This window comes from Nocardia sp. XZ_19_369 (genome assembly GCF_015355715.1).
In the GTDB taxonomy this organism is placed as follows: Bacteria; Actinomycetota; Actinomycetes; order Mycobacteriales; family Mycobacteriaceae; genus Nocardia.
The window spans coordinates 1,302,622-1,321,930 of sequence record NZ_JACVED010000001.1; the positions used below are offsets into that span (position 1 = coordinate 1,302,622).

At 67.1% G+C, this 19,309-nt stretch carries 17 protein-coding genes and 2 tRNA genes; 11 read left to right on the top strand and 8 right to left on the bottom strand.

The annotated features are described in order from the left end of the window. The first annotated feature begins 226 nt into the window (after positions 1 to 226). Positions 227 to 1,297, top strand: coding sequence for an alpha/beta hydrolase family protein (locus IBX18_RS05965; RefSeq protein ID WP_194832624.1), 1,071 nt, complete (start codon positions 227 to 229; stop codon positions 1,295 to 1,297). 12 nt (positions 1,298 to 1,309) lie between these two features. On the opposite strand, the gene hisC is transcribed toward IBX18_RS05965, so the two are convergent. Continuing rightward, complete coding sequence (gene hisC / locus IBX18_RS05970; RefSeq protein WP_194832625.1) at positions 1,310 to 2,389, bottom strand: histidinol-phosphate transaminase; 1,080 nt, start codon at positions 2,387 to 2,389, stop codon at positions 1,310 to 1,312. Between the two features lie 117 nt (positions 2,390 to 2,506). On the opposite strand from hisC, the gene IBX18_RS05975 reads away from it, so the two are divergent. The 3 genes from IBX18_RS05975 to IBX18_RS05985 all read left to right on the top strand — a co-directional run bounded on the left by IBX18_RS05975 (position 2,507) and on the right by IBX18_RS05985 (position 3,521). Then, positions 2,507 to 3,232: a dienelactone hydrolase family protein gene (locus IBX18_RS05975; protein ID WP_194832626.1), complete on the top strand. Its 726-nt coding sequence runs from the start codon at positions 2,507 to 2,509 to the stop codon at positions 3,230 to 3,232. Between the two features lie 91 nt (positions 3,233 to 3,323). Next, a tRNA-Ser gene (locus IBX18_RS05980) sits at positions 3,324 to 3,413 on the top strand. Positions 3,414 to 3,448: 35 nt separating this feature from the next. Further along, a tRNA-Arg gene (locus IBX18_RS05985) sits at positions 3,449 to 3,521 on the top strand. Positions 3,522 to 4,121: 600 nt separating this feature from the next. On the opposite strand, the gene IBX18_RS05990 is transcribed toward IBX18_RS05985, so the two are convergent. Continuing rightward, on the bottom strand, positions 4,122 to 5,072 hold the full coding sequence (locus IBX18_RS05990; protein WP_194832627.1) for a GlxA family transcriptional regulator: 951 nt from the start codon (positions 5,070 to 5,072) through the stop codon (positions 4,122 to 4,124). Between the two features lie 70 nt (positions 5,073 to 5,142). Here IBX18_RS05990 and IBX18_RS05995 point away from each other — a divergent pair, with 70 nt between their 5' ends. Together IBX18_RS05995 and IBX18_RS06000 are read left to right on the top strand one after the other, a co-directional pair. Next, positions 5,143 to 5,475: a cupin domain-containing protein gene (locus IBX18_RS05995; protein ID WP_373889162.1), complete on the top strand. Its 333-nt coding sequence runs from the start codon at positions 5,143 to 5,145 to the stop codon at positions 5,473 to 5,475. A 130-nt stretch (positions 5,476 to 5,605) separates the two neighbouring features. Further along, positions 5,606 to 5,860 carry a hypothetical protein gene (locus tag IBX18_RS06000; protein ID WP_194832628.1) on the top strand — a complete coding sequence of 85 codons (255 nt, stop codon included), beginning with the start codon at positions 5,606 to 5,608 and terminating at the stop codon, positions 5,858 to 5,860. A gap of 54 nt (positions 5,861 to 5,914) precedes the next feature. On the opposite strand, the gene IBX18_RS06005 is transcribed toward IBX18_RS06000, so the two are convergent. Together IBX18_RS06005 and IBX18_RS06010 are read right to left on the bottom strand one after the other, a co-directional pair. Continuing rightward, positions 5,915 to 6,646 carry a maleylpyruvate isomerase family mycothiol-dependent enzyme gene (locus IBX18_RS06005; RefSeq protein ID WP_194832629.1) on the bottom strand — a complete coding sequence of 244 codons (732 nt, stop codon included), beginning with the start codon at positions 6,644 to 6,646 and terminating at the stop codon, positions 5,915 to 5,917. A gap of 70 nt (positions 6,647 to 6,716) precedes the next feature. Further along, on the bottom strand, positions 6,717 to 7,109 hold the full coding sequence (locus IBX18_RS06010) for a RidA family protein (RefSeq protein ID WP_194832630.1): 393 nt from the start codon (positions 7,107 to 7,109) through the stop codon (positions 6,717 to 6,719). Between the two features lie 119 nt (positions 7,110 to 7,228). Between IBX18_RS06010 and IBX18_RS06015 the strand changes: the two genes are divergently transcribed. Continuing rightward, positions 7,229 to 8,800 carry an esterase-like activity of phytase family protein gene (locus IBX18_RS06015; RefSeq protein ID WP_306796154.1) on the top strand — a complete coding sequence of 524 codons (1,572 nt, stop codon included), beginning with the start codon at positions 7,229 to 7,231 and terminating at the stop codon, positions 8,798 to 8,800. On the opposite strand, the gene IBX18_RS06020 is transcribed toward IBX18_RS06015, so the two are convergent. The 3 genes from IBX18_RS06020 to IBX18_RS06030 form a co-directional block, all read right to left on the bottom strand. Continuing rightward, positions 8,801 to 9,502 (bottom strand): DUF998 domain-containing protein, encoded by a 702-nt coding sequence (locus IBX18_RS06020; RefSeq protein WP_306796155.1) that lies wholly within the window; start codon positions 9,500 to 9,502, stop codon positions 8,801 to 8,803. Between the two features lie 246 nt (positions 9,503 to 9,748). Continuing rightward, on the bottom strand, positions 9,749 to 10,189 hold the full coding sequence (locus IBX18_RS06025) for a very short patch repair endonuclease (protein ID WP_194832778.1): 441 nt from the start codon (positions 10,187 to 10,189) through the stop codon (positions 9,749 to 9,751). Positions 10,190 to 10,248: 59 nt separating this feature from the next. Further along, positions 10,249 to 11,382: a DNA cytosine methyltransferase gene (locus IBX18_RS06030; protein WP_186818603.1), complete on the bottom strand. Its 1,134-nt coding sequence runs from the start codon at positions 11,380 to 11,382 to the stop codon at positions 10,249 to 10,251. A 392-nt stretch (positions 11,383 to 11,774) separates the two neighbouring features. Here IBX18_RS06030 and IBX18_RS06035 point away from each other — a divergent pair, with 392 nt between their 5' ends. After that, complete coding sequence (locus IBX18_RS06035; protein ID WP_107653658.1) at positions 11,775 to 13,022, top strand: KasA/KasB family beta-ketoacyl-ACP synthase; 1,248 nt, start codon at positions 11,775 to 11,777, stop codon at positions 13,020 to 13,022. A gap of 106 nt (positions 13,023 to 13,128) precedes the next feature. Beyond that, positions 13,129 to 15,054, top strand: a complete 1,926-nt coding sequence (gene fadD32 / locus IBX18_RS06040) for a long-chain-fatty-acid--AMP ligase FadD32 (protein ID WP_228540324.1) — start codon at positions 13,129 to 13,131, stop codon at positions 15,052 to 15,054. Here fadD32 and IBX18_RS06045 read toward each other — a convergent pair. Next, the gene (locus IBX18_RS06045; protein ID WP_194832632.1) at positions 15,051 to 15,329 is read right to left on the bottom strand and encodes an antibiotic biosynthesis monooxygenase family protein; all 279 of its coding nucleotides are present in this window, start codon (positions 15,327 to 15,329) and stop codon (positions 15,051 to 15,053) included. The genes fadD32 and IBX18_RS06045 overlap by 4 nt on opposite strands. Positions 15,330 to 15,587: 258 nt before the next feature. Between IBX18_RS06045 and IBX18_RS06050 the strand changes: the two genes are divergently transcribed. Next, positions 15,588 to 17,411 carry an ABC transporter ATP-binding protein gene (locus tag IBX18_RS06050; protein ID WP_194832633.1) on the top strand — a complete coding sequence of 608 codons (1,824 nt, stop codon included), beginning with the start codon at positions 15,588 to 15,590 and terminating at the stop codon, positions 17,409 to 17,411. Between the two features lie 53 nt (positions 17,412 to 17,464). Continuing rightward, positions 17,465 to 19,291 carry an ABC transporter ATP-binding protein gene (locus IBX18_RS06055; protein ID WP_228540546.1) on the top strand — a complete coding sequence of 609 codons (1,827 nt, stop codon included), beginning with the start codon at positions 17,465 to 17,467 and terminating at the stop codon, positions 19,289 to 19,291. Positions 19,292 to 19,309 lie beyond the last annotated feature (18 nt).

Below are 19,309 nucleotides of genomic sequence, written 5' to 3' on the forward strand. Positions count from 1 at the left end.
ACGGGGATCTGACGGCGGATCCACGTGATCTCGGCAACAGCATTGCCGGACGTGCTGTGGTCCGCCGGGTCGCCACCTTCGCCATTGCCCGGTCGGCGGGACGCGAACGTTCCTGGCAGGGCACGAATACTGGCGCGTTAAAGCTCAAACGTGGCCCTGGTCACACATTATTGCGACTCGCTATGGCCGCCCGATCGATCCACACATTTCTGGCAGGATGGGTCGCATGCTGTCTCGGCGCAGGATGCGGCGCTGGGTTTCCAGCGTCTTGGTCAGTGCGGCACTGGTTTCCGGTGCTGTGGTGTTCGGCGCTCCCCAGTCGTCGGCGGCCCCCTCGGATACTCCCAAACCAAGCACCGGCTCCTCGGACGGCCCGGCCCCGGCCGAGCCCACCACGGGCCGGGCTGCGAAAACGGCGATCGACCGCATCGAACCGATCAACGATCGGTGGCTGCGGGTCTTCGTCGAATCGCCCGCCATGCGCCGCGCCGTGGAGGTGCAGGTGCTGCTGCCGCGGGACACCTCGAAACCCCGTCCGACCGTCTACATGCTCGACGGCCGCAGCGCGAGCCCCGACAGCAACAACTGGACCGAGATGGGCCACGCCGATCGGTTCTTCGAGGACAAAGACGTCAATGTCGTGCTGACCGTCGGCGGCCCGGCCAGCTTCTACACCGACTGGAAGAAGCCCGATCCGGTACTCGGCACCAACATGTGGGAGACCTTCCTGACCCGCGAGCTACCGCCGCTCATCGACGCGAAGTTCAACGGCAACGGGCGCAACGCCGTGATGGGCGTTTCGATGGGCGCCGAGGCCGCGATGATGCTGTCGTTCCGGAACCCGCAGCTGTACACCGCGATCGCGGCGCACAGCGGATGCTTCTCCATGGGCACCGACCTCGGCCAGGCGCAGGCCAGGACGGTGATCGCCACCTATCAGGGCGAGCCGGACAACATGTTCGGCCCGCAGGACGATCCAGCCTGGCTGGACCACGACGTGACGCTGCACGCGGAAGCGTTGCGCGGCAAGGCGATCTACATGTCCGTCGGCAGCGGTATACCCGGCATCCACGACGTGCCCGGCAACCCGGACGTCGACGTGGCCACCGCCATCAGCTTCGGCGGTCCGCTCGAGGCCGCGACCAACATCTGCACGCACCGGCTCACCGATCGGCTCCGCGTGCTCGGCATCCCGGTCACCGCGCACTTCCGGCCGACCGGAACCCACTCGTGGCCGTATTGGGCCGACGAATTGGTCCGGTCGTGGCCGGTCGTGGCGGGTGCCCTCGGCGTCTGACCCGGTTGCGGTCTAGATCGAGAAGCGTTCCAGCACTGCGGGATCGGTGGCGAAGCTCAGGAACAGGTCGTTCTCATGCGGATCGCCGGTGGTGATCCGCACTCCGTCGCCGGCGTAAGGCCGGACGAGCACGCCTGCCTCGGCACTGGCCTCGCCGAACTCGACGCTGCGCGCGCCCAGCGGCAGCCAGACGAAGTTGGCCTCGCTCGGCGGCACCTGATAGCCCGCGGCCAGTAGTGCGTCCCGCACGCGGTCGCGTTCGAGCACCAAAGCGTGCGTGCGGTCCAGCAATTCGTGCCGCGCCTCCAGCGACGCGATCGCCGCGGCCTGCGCGACCCGGTTGACGCTGAACGGGATGTGCACCTTCGTCAGCGCTGTGATCACGGCCGGATCGCCCACCGCGTAGCCCGCGCGCAGGCCGGCCAGGCCGTACGCCTTCGAGAAGGTGCGCAGCACAACCACATTCGGGCGGGTGCGACCCAGCTCGATACCGTTCGGGTAGTCCTCCTCGGCCAGCCGCAGGTACTCGAAGTACGCCTCGTCCAGCACGATCAGCACCCGCTTGGGCACCGTGTCGAGGAAGCGGGCCAGCTCGGCCTTGCCGACCGCGGTGCCGGTCGGGTTGTTCGGGTTGCAGACGAAGATCAACTTGGTTCGCTCGGTCACCGCGGCGGCCAGCGCGTCCAGGTCGTGCACGTGGTCCGGGGTGAGCGGCACCTGGACGGCGGTCGCGTTACCCACCTTGGTGACGATCGGATAGGCCTCGAACGAGCGCCAGGCGAACAGCACCTCGTCGGTCGGTGCGTCGCAGGTGATCTGCACCAGCTCCTGGCACAGCGCGACGCTGCCGCAGCCGACCGCGACGTTGTCCTGCGCGACGCCCAGGAACTCGGCCAGTGCGGCACGCAATTCCAGGGCCAGATTGTCCGGATACCGGTTGGCCAGCTCGGCGGCCTCGGCGATCGCCTTGGCCGCGGCGGGCAGCGGGCCGAAGGTGGTCTCGTTGCTGGCGAGCTTTACCGCGCCGGGGTGGTTGCGGCCGGGAACATACGCCGGAATCGAATCGAGGTCCGGCCGGGTTGACGCTGTCACATACCAACCATAGGTGGCGCAGCGCAAAGCCTGGCCCGCGTACCGGAAAATCTGTGGTCGATAGGCCCCCAACAGCAATTTCTACCGAAGATCAAGAAGTCGCCCTACGCTGGTTTCATGTCGGGCACTTACAACGACCTCGCCCCCCTGCGCCGCGACGACCCGTCGCCCGAACCCGAGACCGGCTCGAAACATCAGGCCGCCGACACCCAGGTGCCCATCATCGTGGTGGAGCCCGAGGGCAATGCCCGCGGCGGCATCGTGATGCTGCACGAATCCCGCGAGTTCACCGGTGCGCTGCTCGCGCTGATGAACTCGCTGGCCTCCGAGGGCTGGACCGTGGTCGCGCCCAACCTCTTCCATCGATCCAGCCGCGAGTCGGTCGCGGAGGTGTTCGGCGACGAGCTCTTCGACGACTTCGACGCCTGCTTCGACTGGCTGACCCGGCACGGGGTGTTCCCTGACACCATCGGCGTGCTCGGCTTCGACTCCGCGGGCACCGCCGCATTCCTGGTCGCCACCAACCGCCCGGTCGGCGCGGCGGTCAGCGTCGCCGCGCCCGGCATCGTCGAACCGCTCACCGAACACGCCGACGCCCTCGTCCGCGTCGCCCCGCACCTGCAGGCGCCGTGGCTCGGACTGTTCGGCACCGACGACCCGGCCACCCCGCCCGCGGAGGTCGAACGACTACGCGACGCGACCGGCCGAGCCGCGGTGGCCAGCCTGGTCGTCAGCTACCCCGGCCTGCGCCACCGCGCCGATCATCCCGCCACCGAAGACGACAACGGTCTGGTCGACTCCCAGACCCGGATTTTCGACTGGTTCGACAGCAACTTACGCTGATAACCAGCCGTTTTGCGATCTGGACAACGGCTCCTGTAATCTTCATGCTCGGCGGTTCGAAAGGACCGGTGCCCTCGAAGAGAAGGCTCCAGGAGGCGTGCCAGAGCGGCCGAATGGGACTCACTGCTAATGAGTTGTCCCTTCACGGGGACCGGAGGTTCAAATCCTCTCGCCTCCGCCACAACCCGGGCAACCGGTACACAACTGAATACCCATGCGGCTGTAGCTCAACGGATAGAGCATCTGACTACGGATCAGAAGGTTAGGGGTTCGAATCCCTTCAGCCGCACATAGGTAGAAGGCTCCTCTCGGGTAATCGGGAGGAGCCTTCTTGCATGTCTGATGGAGCTGCCCGTGGTGGAGCTGCGGTGCAAGATTCGCTACACGGGCCCCGCGTCCACATCCATCGAGAACAGCCCCTCGCCTACCGAGATCGATTCGCTTGGGGTTCGGTTCATCTTCGCTCGAGATTCGCCTGACCCGGTATAGTGAGGTCATCACGCAAGTGATGCTGGCGGTGGGACGCCGAGGCCAATCGACGCCCCACCTGATGGGTTACTTAGCCCCTCAACCAGCGGACCAGCACGAGCGCCCCGGCGATCACGGCAGCTGTTGTAAGCATGATGCCGTAGTCGACCGGGGCCTTGCTCTTTGCCCGGCGATGCTTCGCCAAACCCACCACCTCCCTTCTCGGCACGGTATGGCTGGACCGATTCCATACCGCCCCTGAGCTGGAGGTGGCACCACCCTACGCCGGGTCGCCGACCAGAAACCGTTAGAACGCAGCCCATTCCGAGGTGCGTAGAGATTCCGTGAGAAATCTGCTCGTGTTTCTGGAACCTATTCCCGTGCTACGGGATTCACGCGGGTTGAGAAGCCAGCGAGAGACTCATCGCGGGTCGGTTCGAAACGCTCTGCGGTAAGCACCGGGGGTGGTGCCGAGGGCGCGGAGGAAGCGTCGGCGGAGGTTGGTGGCGGAGGAGAGGCCGACGTGACGGGCTACGGCTTCTACGGGGAGGTCCGAAGTTTCCAGTAGTTCGCGGGCTGCCGCGATGCGCTGGGCCAGTAACCACTGTCCGGGGCCGATGCCGAGTTGGTCGGTGAAGCGGCGGGCGAGGGTGCGGGTGGAGACGGCGGCTCGGGCGGCCAGGTCCTCGACGGTGAGAGGTTCGCCGAGGCGTTCGGTAGCCCATTCCAGCAGTGGTGCCAGGGAGCCGTCGATCTGAGCGGGATGGGGCGGGGCGGAGTACTGCAGTTGTCCGCCTTCGCGGTGCGGTGGCATGACCATGCTCCGGGCGACCTGCGCGGCGTATCCGGCGCCGTGATCCGTGCGGACGAGGTGCAGGCAAAGGTCTATGCCGGCTCCGGCGCCTGCGCTCGTGGCCACATCGCCGTGGTCGACATAGAGCACGTCGCGATCGACTTCGACGGCTGGGAACCGGGTGGACAGTTCGTCGGCGCGGGCCCAGTGGGTGGTCGCTCGGCGTCCGTCCAAGACGCCCGCGTGGGCGAGGGCGAAAGCGCCGGTGCAGATGCTGACCAGCCGCGCACCGCGATCGTGCGCGCGCCGGAGGGACCGGATTACGGCGGGGGAGGGCGTCTCCTCGGTGGGCAACCAGCCGGGGACGAGCACCGTGTCGGCTTGCTCCAGCGCGTCGAGTCCGTGGGTCACGACCATGTCGTACCCGGCGTACGTCGCAACGGATCCCGGCTGCTCGGTGCACACGCTGAAGGCGTATCGGGGCGGAATACCGGGTCGCTCCAGCCCGAAGACCTCTGCCGCGCAACCGAGTTCGAACGTCGACTGGGGTGGGTGGACCAGTGCGACGACTCGATGCATGGCAGAAAAGTACCTCATGATGTCATTTCTGACACTCGGCCGCAGTGCATCGGTCGGCGAGGCTGGCTGCATGGCAACAGACCTGAACATGACCGGATACGAGTGGTCCACCGCGCGCGACGCCCCGGTTCGCGAGTTGTTTCCCGGTATCCGCGCACGCACTCTGTGGCTCGGCAGCAATGGTGCCAAGGCCTACTTCCTCGAACTGGACCCGAACACGTGTTGGCAGGGAATCGACGTGCACGAACCGGGCCCCGAAGAGGTTTTCGTGGTATCCGGGATCTTCAACGACGGCGTACGCGACTATCCCGCAGGCTCTTTCATCCACGCCCCTGCGGGTTCCTCGCACATTCCGCAGACGGTGACCGGTTGCACGCTGTTCGTTTTCTATCCCGAAGGCTAGGTCGCGGCTGCCACCGAAACTGGAGTCAGCGAAGGTGCTCGGGCGAGGCGGAGTCGGCCGCTACATTGCGGCCATCGCCACCGCCGGTTCGGCGGTGGCGGAGCCGAGGGATTGTGTCCTGGATCGGTCGGTGACCGGGGCGACGGGCTTCTGCCCGGGCGGAGACGGGTATTTCACCGTGGAAGCCGACTGCTTCGGTGTGTTCGTCACCCGTGGCGGCCTGGGGTTCGGCCCGTACCGGCAGACAAGTCAGCGCCACGCCTACGCGGGCCCGCACCCTGAGATGGACGCGACGCAAACCCATCCCAGGGCCGAGTGCAACGAGTTCATCACCGGCCACTTCGGTATCGCTACCGACGCTCGCCTGTACGAGACCTTCCGCTGACCTTCAGCGAAGGAGAACCATTGCGCGACTGGCTCATTCGGATGTCGGACAGCACTACTTCCAGGCGGGAAGCTCGGGAAGTTCACCGGTGAGATCGGAACCGTCGGACCGCCCGATGAGCCAGGCGGCGATGGACGACGCGGGACCAGCCACGGAGCGGGTGGGCGCATCGGCGCCGACGATGCCGTGGAAGTCGGTGTCGGTGGCGTCGAGTTCGAAGCCGGGGACCGGTTCGGTTGCGGCGGCGGTGATTCGGTTCATGTCGACGGTCGCCTGGTGCAGCACGCGGGCAACAAACGAAGCGGGCCAATCGGCATGGGTGTACCCGGCATTGAGGTCGACGTGGTGAATCTCCACCTCCTGCAACCGCATCCACCGCACTTCGCTGGCGGGGATCGGCCGCCCTTGCCGGGTACGGACTTCCGCGTGCCAGGTGTCCTCGGCGAACGAATTGCCCAGGGCGAACCAGCGTTTGGCGGCTGCTTCGTTGTCGATGAGATGTTCGGTGGCAGGCCGGGGCGCACCGGCTTCGATGTCGAAATCGCGCAGGAACATGCTCGCGTACTGCGGGATCTCCACCCCGGTGTGCGCCCACAGCAGCAGGTTGAGCAAGCTGTCGGCGTTGCGCGCAGTGTGCGCCAACACATGTCCGCGGGTCCAGCCGGGCAGCAGCGACGGTTCGTGCACGTCGTCGTTGCTCAGCTTGCGCGCGGTGTCGAGGAAACGATCGGTCGCCTCGGCGAGAATGTCGAGTGAGACGGGGCCTTCCAAAGCAGCACTGGTCACAGTTCCGACCCTAGCGATCCCGGGCAGGCCCCGCCGGACTTCTTCGTGATGCCCCGTCGATCGCGGTGGACTACTCGGTGATGATCGCGTCCGCTTCGATCTCGACCAGCAGCGCAGGGGTGATGAGCGCACTGATCTCGTACATGGCGGTGGCCGGCCGGATGTCCCCGAACACCTCGGCGTGCGCCTTGCCGACCTCGGGCCAGCGCGCGATATCGGTGACGAAGATGCGGGTGCGGACGACGTCGGCAAGGCTCGCGCCCGCCTCGGTGAGGGCGGTGCTGATGCGGCGCAGGGTTTCCCTGGTCTGTTCGCCGATGTCGTCGCCGCCGACCGCGCTGCCGCCGGTGATCGAGGCGGTGGTGCCGCTGACCGCGACGTGGTTGCCGACTCGGACGGCGCGGCTGTAGCCGACGATGTCTTCGAACTCGGAGCCGGAGGAGATGTTCACGCGTGCGGTCATGGCGACAGCATCGCATGGGGCGTCGATCGGGCAGTCAATGGGCGGCAACGCCGATGTTCGACACCGAGTTGTCACCTGCGCGTCGGTCAGAAGTCGGATCGGCGGGGTAGGCAGTCCCGGTGAAAGCTCATTCTCGTCCTCGCGTCACCGCCGCCGCCGTCCTCTGTGTCGGCGCGCTGGCCACCGGCTGTTCCGCCTCGGATTCGCCCGCGGATTTCACCGCGACCGCGGACCAGCCGCTGGTGATCTCCCTGGATGAACTGCTCGACAAGACGGGTGGCAGCGCCGCCGTCCGCATCGCCGACCCGGAGCACGGCAAGCTGAGCCGCCGGGTAGACGGTGCGCTGGTCTACACCCCCGATGCCGGCTACCGCGGCTCCGACAGCTTCAAGGTGACCACCACCGACGCGGTGCGCCTGTACACCACCGACATTCCGCCGCTCGGTGAGTTCGGCGGAACCACGGTGCAGGGCAGCGGTTTCGGCTCCGCGTGGACGCCGGTGCCGGGCAGCACGGACGAGTTCTACGGCCTCACCGACCGCGGCCCGAACGTGGACGGCCCCGGCAAGAACGAGAAGCTCGCGCCGATAGCGAGTTTCGTGCCCAAGATCGGCCGGTTCAAGCTGGTCGGCACCCGGGCGGTGCTGCAATCGAGCATCGACCTGCACACCGCGGCAGGCGTGCCGTTCAACGGCCAGGTCGACATCGCCGCGAACACCGGCGAAACCATCAAGGACCTGGCCGGAAATGTGTTGCCGCCCACCGATCACGGCCTCGATCCGGAGGGTTTGGTCGCGCTGCCCGACGGCACCTTCTGGGTCTCCGACGAATACGGCCCGTTCCTGGTGCATTTCGATGCCAAGGGTGCCGAGATCGAGCGGCTCGCGCCGGGATCCGGCCTGCCCAAAGAACTTTCGCTGCGCACACCGAACCAGGGTATGGAAGGCCTGACGATCACCCCGGACGGCAGCACCCTCGTCGGTCTGATGCAGAGCGGCCTGAACACGCCCGGCCTCAGTGGCTCCGCCAAGGAGACACCGCTGACCCGCATCGTCACCGTCGACCTGAAGACGAAGGCGCTGAAGGAATTCGTGGTCCCGCTGGAGAACCCGAAGAGCAGCAAGGTCGCCGACTCGGAGATCACCGCGCTCAGCGCGACCACCTTCCTGATCGACGAACGCGACGGCAGCTTGGCGCCGAAGGCGGACAAGAAGCTGTGGACGGTCGACATCGCCAACGCCACCGACGTCGGCCCCGACGCGAAGGTGCCTGGCGCGCAATACGATCTGGAACGCGGCCTGCAGATCGACGGTAAGTCGCTGGAGGCGCTGGTCGGCTCGGTCTCGACCGCCGACGGTGTCGCCGCGCTGACCAAGGCGGGCGTCACCCCGGCCGCCAAAACCGAGAACCTCGACTTCGCCGCGCTGGTCCGGGAACTCGACGCCGACGGAAAGTTCTTCGGCCACGACAAGATCGAGGGCGTGGCCACCCTGGACGGCGGCAAGACGCTCTACATCGCCAACGACAGCGACTTCGGTCTGGCCGGCAGCAAAGGCGAGCAGCCGCCGTTCGCGCTGAAGCCCAAGACCCTGCCCAACGGCGTGCAGGACAGCGGCGAGATCCTCTTCGTCGACACCACGAAGCTGCCCGCGAAGACCGCGGAACACACCGTCAAGCTGACGGTGGCGTAGCTAATCGCCGCGATCGGTCCACTCGCGACCCTCCAGGATCACCGCGGCGGCCAACGTGATCAGCCACAGCGACATCGAACCGACCTGGATCCGCTGGGCGATCCCGAGCGCGTAATCGCCGGACAGGTTGTCGGCGACCAGCATCCACACGGTCGCCGCCGACCCGACCACCAGCACGACCAGTCCGGCTTCGCGCAGGATCCGCCAGCGGTGATAGCGGAACGCGGCCAGGCTGAACGCGAACGTGGCGACGGCGATCGAGGTGACCGCGATGGTGCTCGACAGGGCGTGCGGTTGGTGCAACTGCGGGAAAAGCTCGCTTTCACCACCGCACGCACTGTCGCTCGCCGTGCAATCCTTCAGCGGCAGCAACACATCGGCGATCGTCGCGGCACCGAAGCAGAGCAGCGCGACCCAGCCGATCGTGGTGAACCGGCGCCGCGGAAAAACCAGCAGTCCGCCGATCGCGGCGGGGATCAGCAGCGCGCCGACGATCTTGTCCGCGGTCGCGAACACCGCACGATAGGGCTTGCCTTCGGCATCCAACTCGCTGAGGAACGAGTTGACCGGGTCGACGTCGACCTTCAGGAAGAACTCGAGCACCCAGGACGAGTAGCAGACGCCGGCGACCAGGATTGCCGCTGCGATCGCCAGGGACGCCACTCGCGTGCGCCGCGCGGCGACCTCCTGGCTATTCGTCACGGATCCATTCTCCTCCCTGTCGCCGGACCGATGATCGAACGGTAGGTCAGCGCGTCGGCAAACACACGCCATTGACAACCAGCACACAGGCTCCTGTCAGGTTCGACCGACAGGCTGTCAGGGAAGCGTTCCCAAGGAGGTCCCACATGATCGGCTTCGCAACAGCCGCCGCCGGAATAGCCGTGATGTCGGTGATGGTGGCATCGAGCTACCTCGCCGCCCACGCACCGCGCACCCTGGTCCGGGTCAGGTCCCGCTAGGTCGGTGGCTCAGCGCGGCCTGCACCCGATCGGCGGCGGCCACCGCGTCTTCGTGCTCCCACACGCGAACGACCTGCCAGCCGGCTGCCAGCAATGCCGCATCGGTCGCCCGGTCCCGCGCCACGTTCCCGGCCAGCTTGTCGGCCCACCACTGCGCGTTGTTGCGCGGATCGGTCGCATGCTGCGGGCAGCGATGCCAGAAGCAGCCGTCGACGTACACCGCGACCCGTAGTCGCGGAAACACCAGATCGGCCCGCCGCCGCTGCCCGCGCAGCGGCGCTCGATCGACGAAGTACCGCATTCCGCGCCGGTGCAACTCCCTGCGCAACGCCAGCTCCGGCTTGGTCCCGCTGCGCCGCTGCCGCGCCATCCGCGCGCTGGTCGCCGCATCGGTCGTCGGACGGGGTGCGCGCCCGACCGGCCGCAGGTCACTCGGTTGCTGTTGCGCATCGCCGGGCGCGTCGTCCAGACCGTCCCGCGAGTCGCTCATGCCGCCCAGCCGCCCATCCGATCGAGATGACTCTCCACATCATCGAGGAATCCCGGTGGAAACCGCAGGCTGCCCATGCCGGTCCGGCGCAAGAACCCCGCGGTCGCCCGCGCGGACAGCAGCCGCGAGTCGGTCAGGAAGTTCCGCAGGTCCTCGTACGGCTCGTGCACCGGCCAGGTCGACACCGCCACCCGGTGGGCGACCCCGTTGTGTCCCCAGGCCGCCACCGGCCACGGTGTGCCCGGCGGTAATGGCTGGTCACCGGGCAGCGGAGTCAGCGGCGCGGCCAGTCGAGACCCGACCCACCCGGCCATCCGCACGCTCACCGCGTTGCCGACCAACTTCCATCGATGCCCCTGCCGGATACCCGGCACGTCACCCGCGGGTGCGGTCCAGTCGGGCTCGAAGCCTTGCAGCCGTTCCACATCCACCAGTCCGGGCGTGACGATCTCGCCGGACGGCAGCCGCACCGCGGGCGGGCTCGCGATACCCAGCGCGGACCCACCCTTCAGCGTGGGCACCGCGTTCACCGCCCAGCCCAGCCCGCGCACACCCTCGGTCCAGTAGAAGCCGCACGGATCGCGGTCCGCGTCGCCGACGATCCGCGGCCCCGCGTCCTCGCCGAACAACACCCCACGCGGGTCCTCGGTCCGGGACGCCAGCATCAGCACCCGCTGACGCCGCTGTGGCAAGCCGAACGCGCGTGCGTCCACCACCCGATAGGCCCAGGTGTAACCGAGCTCCTCCAGGGCGGTGGTGATGTGGCGCATCGCCGCGCCGCGACCGAGTTGCAGCATGAACGGCACGTTCTCGATCAGCAGCCAGCGCGGCCCGCGTTTGCGGCGCACCAGCCGGAACACCTCGTCGACCAGACCGGAGCGCTTGCCGGTGATGCCCGCGGTGCGCCCGGCCTGGGACAGGTCCTGGCAGGGGAAGCCGGCCGCGACCAGTTCGGTGCCCGCCGGTAGCGCGCGCAGGCTGGTGATGTCGGAATGCAGTGGCACATCGGGAAACCGAGCGGCCAGCACGCCTTGCGCGCCCGCGTCGATCTCGCACAGCAGCTCGGATTGCCAGCCATTGCGGGCGAGACCGAGCTCGAGCCCGCCGATCCCGGCGAACAGCCCGACCATCCGCGCGCCCGTCACCGACTGTCCCTTCTTCGCATCCTCGGTTCCCCTGTGCCCGGCAGAGGTTACTCGAGTTGCCGGGTGCCGTCCGCGAACACCGCCATGACGGCGCGACGGAGCAAACCCGAGGGTGGCCTGGTACCGTCCGCGTGTCAGCAACATGATCGGTCTGCTGCTGCTCGATAATGCTCATCGGCCGATCATGTGTGTGGCCCTGATGACAGGCTCGGCAGGCTGATCTGCCTGCGCTCCAGCGCTATCCGCGCGGACGCCGCCCCACGTGCTCGGCGGCGCGTCCGCATGCGAAACGTATTTGCTCCACACAGCGTCTGTGCTCCACAAGGTTTTGGGCTCGACAAATTTCTTAGTCGTCACGCTAGGGAAAGTGAGCGAACATGCAGATACCTTCGAAAAACAGGAGCTTTCCCAACGTCGTGGTCACCAGCCTGGCGGCGACCACCTCGATTGCGGGCGATATCGACTCGACGTGGAAAGGCCTGCTCAACGGGGAGAGCGGGATCGACGTCCTGGAGGACAGCTTCATCGACCAGTTCGAACTGCCGGTCCGCATCGGCGGGCACCTGAAGGTCTCGCCGGCCGAGAGCCTCACCAGGGTCGAGGCGACCAACATGTCCTACGTCGAGCAGATGGCCACGGTCCTGTGCCGCGAGGTATGGCGCAACGCAGGTAGCCCGGAGGTCGACAAGACCCGGCTCGGCGTCGCCATCGGCACCGGACTCGGCGGCGGCGAGTACATCATCGACGCGCGGGACCGGATCAAAAACGGTGGCTACCGCAAGATTTCACCGCTGACCGTGCAGCGGATCATGCCCAACGGGTCGGCCGCCTGCGTCGGCATCGAGCTCGGCGCGGGCGCGGGCGTGGTCACGCCGGTGTCGGCCTGCTCGTCCGGCTCGGAGGCGATCGCCAACGCGTGGCAGATGATCGTGATGGGCGACGCCGACATGGTCGTCACCGGCGGTGTCGAGGGCTCCATCCAGGCGGTGCCGATCGCGGCGTTCACCATGATGCGCGCGATGAGCACCCGCAACGACGATCCGAAGAGCGCGTCGCGCCCGTTCGACAAGGACCGGGACGGCTTCGTATTCGGCGAGGCCGGCGCGATGATGATCATCGAGACCGAGGAGCACGCCAAGGCGCGCGGCGCGACCATCCACGCGCGGATCATGGGTGCGGGCATCACCTCCGACGCCTTCCATCTGGTCGCGCCCGATCTCGAGGGCAAGGGCGCCGCGCGCGCGATGACCAGGGCGATCGAGAAGGCCGGGTTGTCGAAGAAGGACGTCACCCACGTGAACGCGCACGCCACCGCCACCCCGATCGGGGATACCGCTGAGGCGCAAGCCATTTCGTCCGCGATCGGCAGTCACACCTCGGTCTACGCGCCGAAATCGGCACTCGGGCACTCGATCGGCGCGGTCGGTGCGCTGGAGTCGGTGATCACCGTGCTGTCCATTCGGGACGGAATCGTCCCGCCGACCCTGAATTTGGACAATCAGGACCCCGCCATCGACCTCGATGTGGTCAAGGGGCAGAGCAGGCCGGGTCGGATCGATTACGCCGTGAACAACTCGTTCGGTTTCGGCGGACACAACGTGGCGATCGCCTTCGGGCGGTACTGAGCGTCGGAAGGCTGCGCACCTGCTAGCCTTCCCGACGCTTCGTTATCGACCTGTGTTCGGTGTAACTGCACGGCCTGTGTGCGTGCTTTGGCAAAAGGATAAGGCGATGATCGACGAGACCTTCGACGACTATTTGGACGACCAGGGCAATATCAAAATCCGCGGCGACAAGACCCTGATCGACTTCGTCGACAAGCACAGCGCGGAGAACGGCGACGACCTCGCCTACCGCTATATCGACTATTCGCGGGAACGGGACGGCGAGTACCACGAGCTGACCTGGCGACAGTTCGGCGTCCGGCTACGGGCCGTCGCGGCCCGGCTGCAGCAGGTGACCAAACCCGGTGACCGGGTAGCGATTCTGGCACCGCAGGGGCTCGACTATGTCGTCTCCATTTTCGCCGCCGTCTACGCGGGCAATATCGCGGTGCCGCTGTTCGACCCGGAGGAGCAGGGGCACACCGACCGGCTCACCGCGGTGCTCAGCGACTGCACGCCCGCGGCGATTCTCACCGTCGGCTCCGCGGCGGGCGGTGTGCGGAACTTCTTCCGCCATCTGCCCGCGGTGCAGCGGCCGCGGATTATTGCGGTGGAAGCGATTCCGGACAGCGTCGGCGCGACCTGGGTGCGCCCGGATATCAATATCGACAGCGTCGCTTACCTGCAATACACCTCCGGTTCCACCAGAACGCCTGCAGGCGTGGAGATCACGCACCGGGCTGTCGGCACGAATCTGCTGCAGATGATCGACGCCATTGGTGTCAAAGAGAATTCGCGCGGCGTCACCTGGCTGCCGCTGTTCCACGACATGGGTCTGCTGTGCGTGATTCTGCCGACCGTCGGTGGCGGATTCATCACCATCATGTCGCCGAGCGCGTTCGTCCGCCGTCCGTACCGCTGGATCAAAGAACTGGCCGCCGCCTCCGACGGTGCCGGGACTTTCGCGGCGGCACCGAATTTCGCCTTCGAGCACGCCGCGGCGCGCGGTAAGCCGAAACCGGGTGAAGAGCTCGACCTGTCGAATGTGATCGGACTGATCAACGGCAGCGAACCGGTGTCGGTGTCGTCGATGCGGAAATTCAACGAGGCGTTCGCGCCGTACGGGTTGCCGAAAACGACGATCAAGCCCTGCTACGGCATGGCGGAGGCGACGTTGTTCGTGTCCGCGACCAAAGCCGAGGACGAGGCGCGGGTCGTGTATGTCGATCGGGCCCAACTCAATTCGGGCCGGATGGTTCAGGTCGAGGAGGGCGCGGAGAACTCGATCGCGCAGGTGTCCTGCGGTTATGTGGCGTTGTCGCAGTGGGCCACGATCGTCGATCCGGAGACCGGTGTCGAGCGGACCGACGGTGAGGTCGGCGAGATCTGGTTGCACGGCGAGAACATGGGCATCGGTTACTGGGGACGTCCCGAGGAGACCGCGGCCACCTTCCGGGCCCAACTCTCGGCCCGTCAGCCGCAGGGCAGTCATGCGGAGGGCACACCGGAGGACGCGCACTGGATGCGCACCGGCGATTACGGTGCCTATCTCGACGGCGAGTTGTACATCACCGGCCGGGTGAAGGATCTGGTGATCGTCGACGGTCGCAATCACTATCCGCAGGACCTGGAGTTCTCGGCGCAGGAATCCAGCACCGCACTGCGGCCTGGTTTCGTCGCGGCCTTCTCGGTGCCCGCCAACGAACTGCCTGCGCTGGTCTTCGAGAAGGGCAGTCACTCCGGGCTGAAGTTCGACGCCGACGACAACTCCGAGCAGTTGGTGATCGTCGCCGAACGCAACACCGGGGCGGGCAAACTGGAGACCGAACCGGTCGCGGACACGGTGCGGGCGGCCGTCTCGCAGCGGCACGGCGTCACCGTGCGCGATGTGCTGCTCGTGCCCGCCGGCTCGATCCCGCGGACCTCCAGCGGCAAGATCGCCCGACGTGCCTGCCGGGCCGCGTACCTGGACGGCACTCTGCGCGGCGGATACCAGCAGCAAGCCTTCCCGGACGCCCCCGCGGCGGAGCGGGAGAGCGCGGGAGTTCGTTAGAGCCGGACCTCGTTCGCACATTCGAATTCACTGACCTCGGCGCCCACGATGTGGGCGCCGAGGTCGTTTGTGGTCCCGCTACCACGGAACTTGTCCACCGCGTCCCTGGTCGTCCAGCGCTCGTAGATATTCACGCGGTCGGGCTCGACCAGATCGGCACCGAGGGTGAAGTCCAGGCAGCCGTCGGTGCCGCGGGCGAGTTCGACCACCTCGCGGCAGGCGGCGAGATAGCGGTCCCGGTCGGTGACCTTCAGATACCCGGCAACGATCAGCATGCCGCGGAGTCTATTCGGCGGATCGACCCTTGACCTCGAGGATGCTCGAGGTTGTTGACTCGGCTCATGAAGGTTGTCGCCAGCTGCGGTCCGACCGTGATATCCAGCACGGATACCGATGCTGCGGTATCGGCCGGCCCGGAAAACCAGTTGGCTGACCCAGGTGATGCTGCCACTCTGAGATGTCGGACCTCGATGCGAACATCACCGAGTGTCCGGGTTCTCGACACTGCCATCCACAGACCTCGAGGGGGAACTATGTCAGTTGCACTTGATGTCGCGACGGTGGATCCGGAGGCCGACAGACCGGAGCGGCCCGGTGCGTCCGTGCCGGGTCGCCTGCATTCGCTGCGGCGTTTCTGGCCCTACGTGCGCCCGTATCGGCGCGCGCTGCTCGGTGCCACCACGCTCGCGATCCTCGCCTCGCTGACCGCGATCGTCATCCCTCTGGTGATCGCCAAGATCATCGACGGGCCGATCGCGCAGCGCGATCTCGGCGCGGCCGTCGCGCCGGTGCTGCTGGTGTTGGTGCTCGGTCTGCTGGAGGCTCTCGGCGTATGGGGCCGCCGCTGGCTGGTGTCCAAGCCGGCGTCCATGGTCGAGATCACCATGCGCGCCAAGATCTTTCGCAAGCTGCAGTCGCTGGCGATCGGACGCCACGAGTCCTGGGAGTCGGGTCAGCTGCTGTCCAGGGCGGTCGACGACATGGCCACCCTGCGCCGCTTCGTCGCGTTCGCCGGTCCGTTCCTGATCATCCACATCATCCTGATCCCGGTCGGCCTGCTGGTGCTGGCGTGGCTGAGCTGGCAGGTCGGGCTGATCTTCGTGATCATCTCGATTCCGTTGACCTACATCTGCATTCGCTTCGAGCGCGAGTACTCGTTGGCGTCGCGGAAGTCCCAGGACCAGTCGGGTGACCTGGCCACCATCGCCGAGGAGTCGGCGCAGGGTGTGCGGGTGCTGAAGGCGTTCGGGCGCGGCGTGTTCTTCGGCGGGCGCTTCCTCGCTCAGTCGCGCGAACTCCAGCAGACCGAGCTGCACAAGGTGCGGCTGGACGCGCGGCTGTGGTCGGCGATGACCGGTCTGCCGCAGCTGGCGATCGCGTTCGCGCTCGGTTTCGGCGGCTACGCGGTGGTGCAGGGCTCGATGACGCTGGGCACCTTGGTCGCGGCGATCACGCTGGCGAACTTCCTGCAGTGGCCGATCATCTGGACCGGCTTCCTGTTGGCCGAGCTGAACGACGCCCGCACGGCGGGGGACCGGTACTGGGAGATCATCGACACTCCCGTCGACATCACCGACCCGGCTGATCCGGTGGAGTTGCCGGAGAAGGTTGTCGGCGAATTGCGTTTGGAAGGCGTGAAATTTGCTTTTCCCGACGCGGAATCGCCAGTGCTGCATGATGTTTCGCTCAAGATCAGGCCCGGCGAGACGGTCGCGCTGGTCGGTGCGACCGGCAGCGGAAAGACCGCACTGCTCAACCTGATTCCACGGCTCTACGACCTGTCCGGCGGCGTGATCACCATCGACGGCATCGACATCGCGTCCATGCGGCTGACCGATCTGCGTTCGCTGGTCTCGGTCGCGTTCGAGGATCCGGTGCTGTTCTCGGCGAGCGTGCGGGAGAACGTCGCGCTCGGCGACCCGACGGCCACCGACGCCGATGTCCGTCGTGCACTGGAGGTCGCGCAGGCCACCGAGTTCGTGGACAACCTGCCGTGGGGCCTCGACACCAGGATCGGCGAGCAGGGACTCAGCCTGTCCGGCGGCCAGCGGCAGCGGCTGGCGCTGGCTCGCGCCGTGCTGAGCGGTGCGAGTCCCGGCAGCCGCAGCCGGATCATGGTGCTCGACGACCCGCTGTCCGCGCTCGACGTGGAAACCGAAGAGCGGGTGCAGGAGCGGCTGCGCACCGTGCTGGCCGGCGCGACGACGCTGCTGGTCGCACACCGTCCCTCGACGGCCGCGCTGGCCGACCGGGTGGCGGTGCTGGCCGAGGGCCGGATCGTCGCCGAAGGCACCCACGACAACCTGCTGCGCACCAGCAGCCGTTACCGCGACCTGATGGGAGGTGAACAGCGGTGAGCACGGAAACGGTCACGTCGAAAGACGCGACTACCACCGAGAATTCGGCGGTACTGGACAAGCCACGCGACGAAGCCGCCGATTGGCGCGGCATCGCCAGCGAGGACAAGGAGGTCACTCAGGCCGGAAACCTGGTGCTGGCCGAGCGATCTCGCCGACTGCTGCTCGACCTGGTCCGGCCCTACCGCAAGCTGGCGGCGTTCGCGCTGGTGCTCATCGTGGTCGACAACGCCGCGATGGTCTCGGCGCCGCTGTTCGTCGCGTACGGGCTCGACAAAGGCATAGCCGAAGGTCGCCAAGGGAATTGGGCTCCGCTGACCTGGACGGTCGGTGGCTACCTCGGCGCGGTGCTGCTCGGCATCGCGACCACGTTCCTCTTCCTGCGGGTGTCCGGCAGGCTCAGCCAGAGCGTGCTGTTCGACCTGCGGGTGCGCTCGTTCACGCACATGCAGCGGCTCAGCGTCGCCTTCCACGAGAAGTACACCTCGGGCAAGGTCGTCGCGCGCCTCACCGGTGACATCGAGACGCTGCAGGAACTGCTGGAGAGCGCGCTGAACCAGGCGTTGAGCGCGATTCTCTCGGTGGTGACCATCGCGGCGCTGCTGATCTATCTGGATCTGATGCTGGCCGCGATCGTGCTGATCGGTTTCGTGCCACTGGTGTTCGTCACCCGGTGGGCGCAGCGCAGGCAGCGGGCCGGTTACCGCCGCACCCGTGGCGCCATCGCGAAGGTGGTCGTGCAGTTCGTCGAGTCGATGGGCGGCATGCGCGCGGTGCAGACCTTCCGCCGCGAGCAGCGCAACGAGTCGGTGCTGGCCTACGAGGACGCCGAATATCAGCAGGCGACCACCACGGCCATGCGCGGCATGGGCGACTACGCGGGCCTGACCAGGCTGCTCGGCAACCTGACCACGGTGATCATCATCCTGGTCGGCGCCTGGCAGGTGATCGAGGGCAATCTCGCGGTGGGCGTGCTCGCGGCATACCTGTTGTACCTCAACGAGTTCTACGGTCCGCTCGACGAACTCGCCCAGGTGTTCAACTCGTATCAGTCCGCGGCCGCGGCGCTGGAGAAGATTTCCGGTGTGCTCGAGGAAGAGCCCTCGGTGGTGGAGCCGGCCGATCCGACGCCGCTCGCGAAGGCCGAGGGCGCGGTCCTGATGGATCGGGTGTCGTTCGGCTACGGCGCCGAACGTCAGGTGCTGCCGGAGTTCTCCCTGGACATCCCGGCCGGACAGGTGGTCGCGCTGGTGGGTGCCACCGGCGCCGGCAAGTCGACGCTGGCCAAGCTGTTGACGCGGTTCTACGACCCGTCCGACGGCGTGGTCACCCTGGACGGTATCGATCTGCGGCGGATCTCCGACGCCGATCTGCGCCACAATGTCGTGATGGTCACTCAGGAGTCCTATCTGTTCTCCGGTTCGGTGGCCGACAACATCCGGCTCGGCAGGCCGGACGCGACCGACGAGGACGTGTTCGCGGCGGCCCGCGCGGTCGGCCTGTACGACTTCGTGCAGGCGCTGCCGGAGGGCTTCGACACCGACGTGCGCAAGCGCGGCGGCAGGCTCTCCGCGGGGCAGCGTCAGCTGGTCGCGTTCGCGCGGGTGTTCCTGGCGGATCCGGCGGTGATCGTGCTGGACGAAGCCACGTCCAGCCTGGACATCCCGAGCGAGCGGCTGGTGCAGCGGGCGCTGGAAACGGTGCTGCGCGAGCGCACCGCGGTGATCATCGCCCACCGGCTGTCCACCGTGGCCATCGCCGACCGGGTGCTGGTGCTGGAATCCGGGCGCATCGTGGAGGACGGCACCCCGGCCGAGCTGATCGCGGGCACCGGCCGGTTCGCCAGCCTGCACGCGGCCTGGCGCGAATCCCTCGTGTAATGCGAGCTGGTGTGGTGC

Bases quoted from the DNA above. Each gene is read 5' to 3' on its own strand.
- IBX18_RS06030 (WP_186818603.1), bottom strand. From the start codon at position 11,382: ATGGTCGGGCTGTTCGCCGGGATCGGCGGGCTCGAGCTCGGTCTCGCC.
- fadD32 (WP_228540324.1), top strand. From the start codon at position 13,129: ATGATCGACGAGACCTTCGACGACTATTTGGACGACCAGGGCAATATC.
- IBX18_RS05995 (WP_373889162.1), top strand. From the start codon at position 5,143: ATGGCAACAGACCTGAACATGACCGGATACGAGTGGTCCACCGCGCGC.
- IBX18_RS05975 (WP_194832626.1), top strand. From the start codon at position 2,507: ATGTCGGGCACTTACAACGACCTCGCCCCCCTGCGCCGCGACGACCCG.
- IBX18_RS06035 (WP_107653658.1), top strand. From the start codon at position 11,775: ATGCAGATACCTTCGAAAAACAGGAGCTTTCCCAACGTCGTGGTCACC.
- IBX18_RS05990 (WP_194832627.1), bottom strand. From the start codon at position 5,072: ATGCATCGAGTCGTCGCACTGGTCCACCCACCCCAGTCGACGTTCGAA.
- IBX18_RS06045 (WP_194832632.1), bottom strand. From the start codon at position 15,329: ATGCTGATCGTTGCCGGGTATCTGAAGGTCACCGACCGGGACCGCTAT.
- IBX18_RS06010 (WP_194832630.1), bottom strand. From the start codon at position 7,109: ATGACCGCACGCGTGAACATCTCCTCCGGCTCCGAGTTCGAAGACATC.
- IBX18_RS06050 (WP_194832633.1), top strand. From the start codon at position 15,588: ATGTCAGTTGCACTTGATGTCGCGACGGTGGATCCGGAGGCCGACAGA.
- IBX18_RS05965 (WP_194832624.1), top strand. From the start codon at position 227: ATGCTGTCTCGGCGCAGGATGCGGCGCTGGGTTTCCAGCGTCTTGGTC.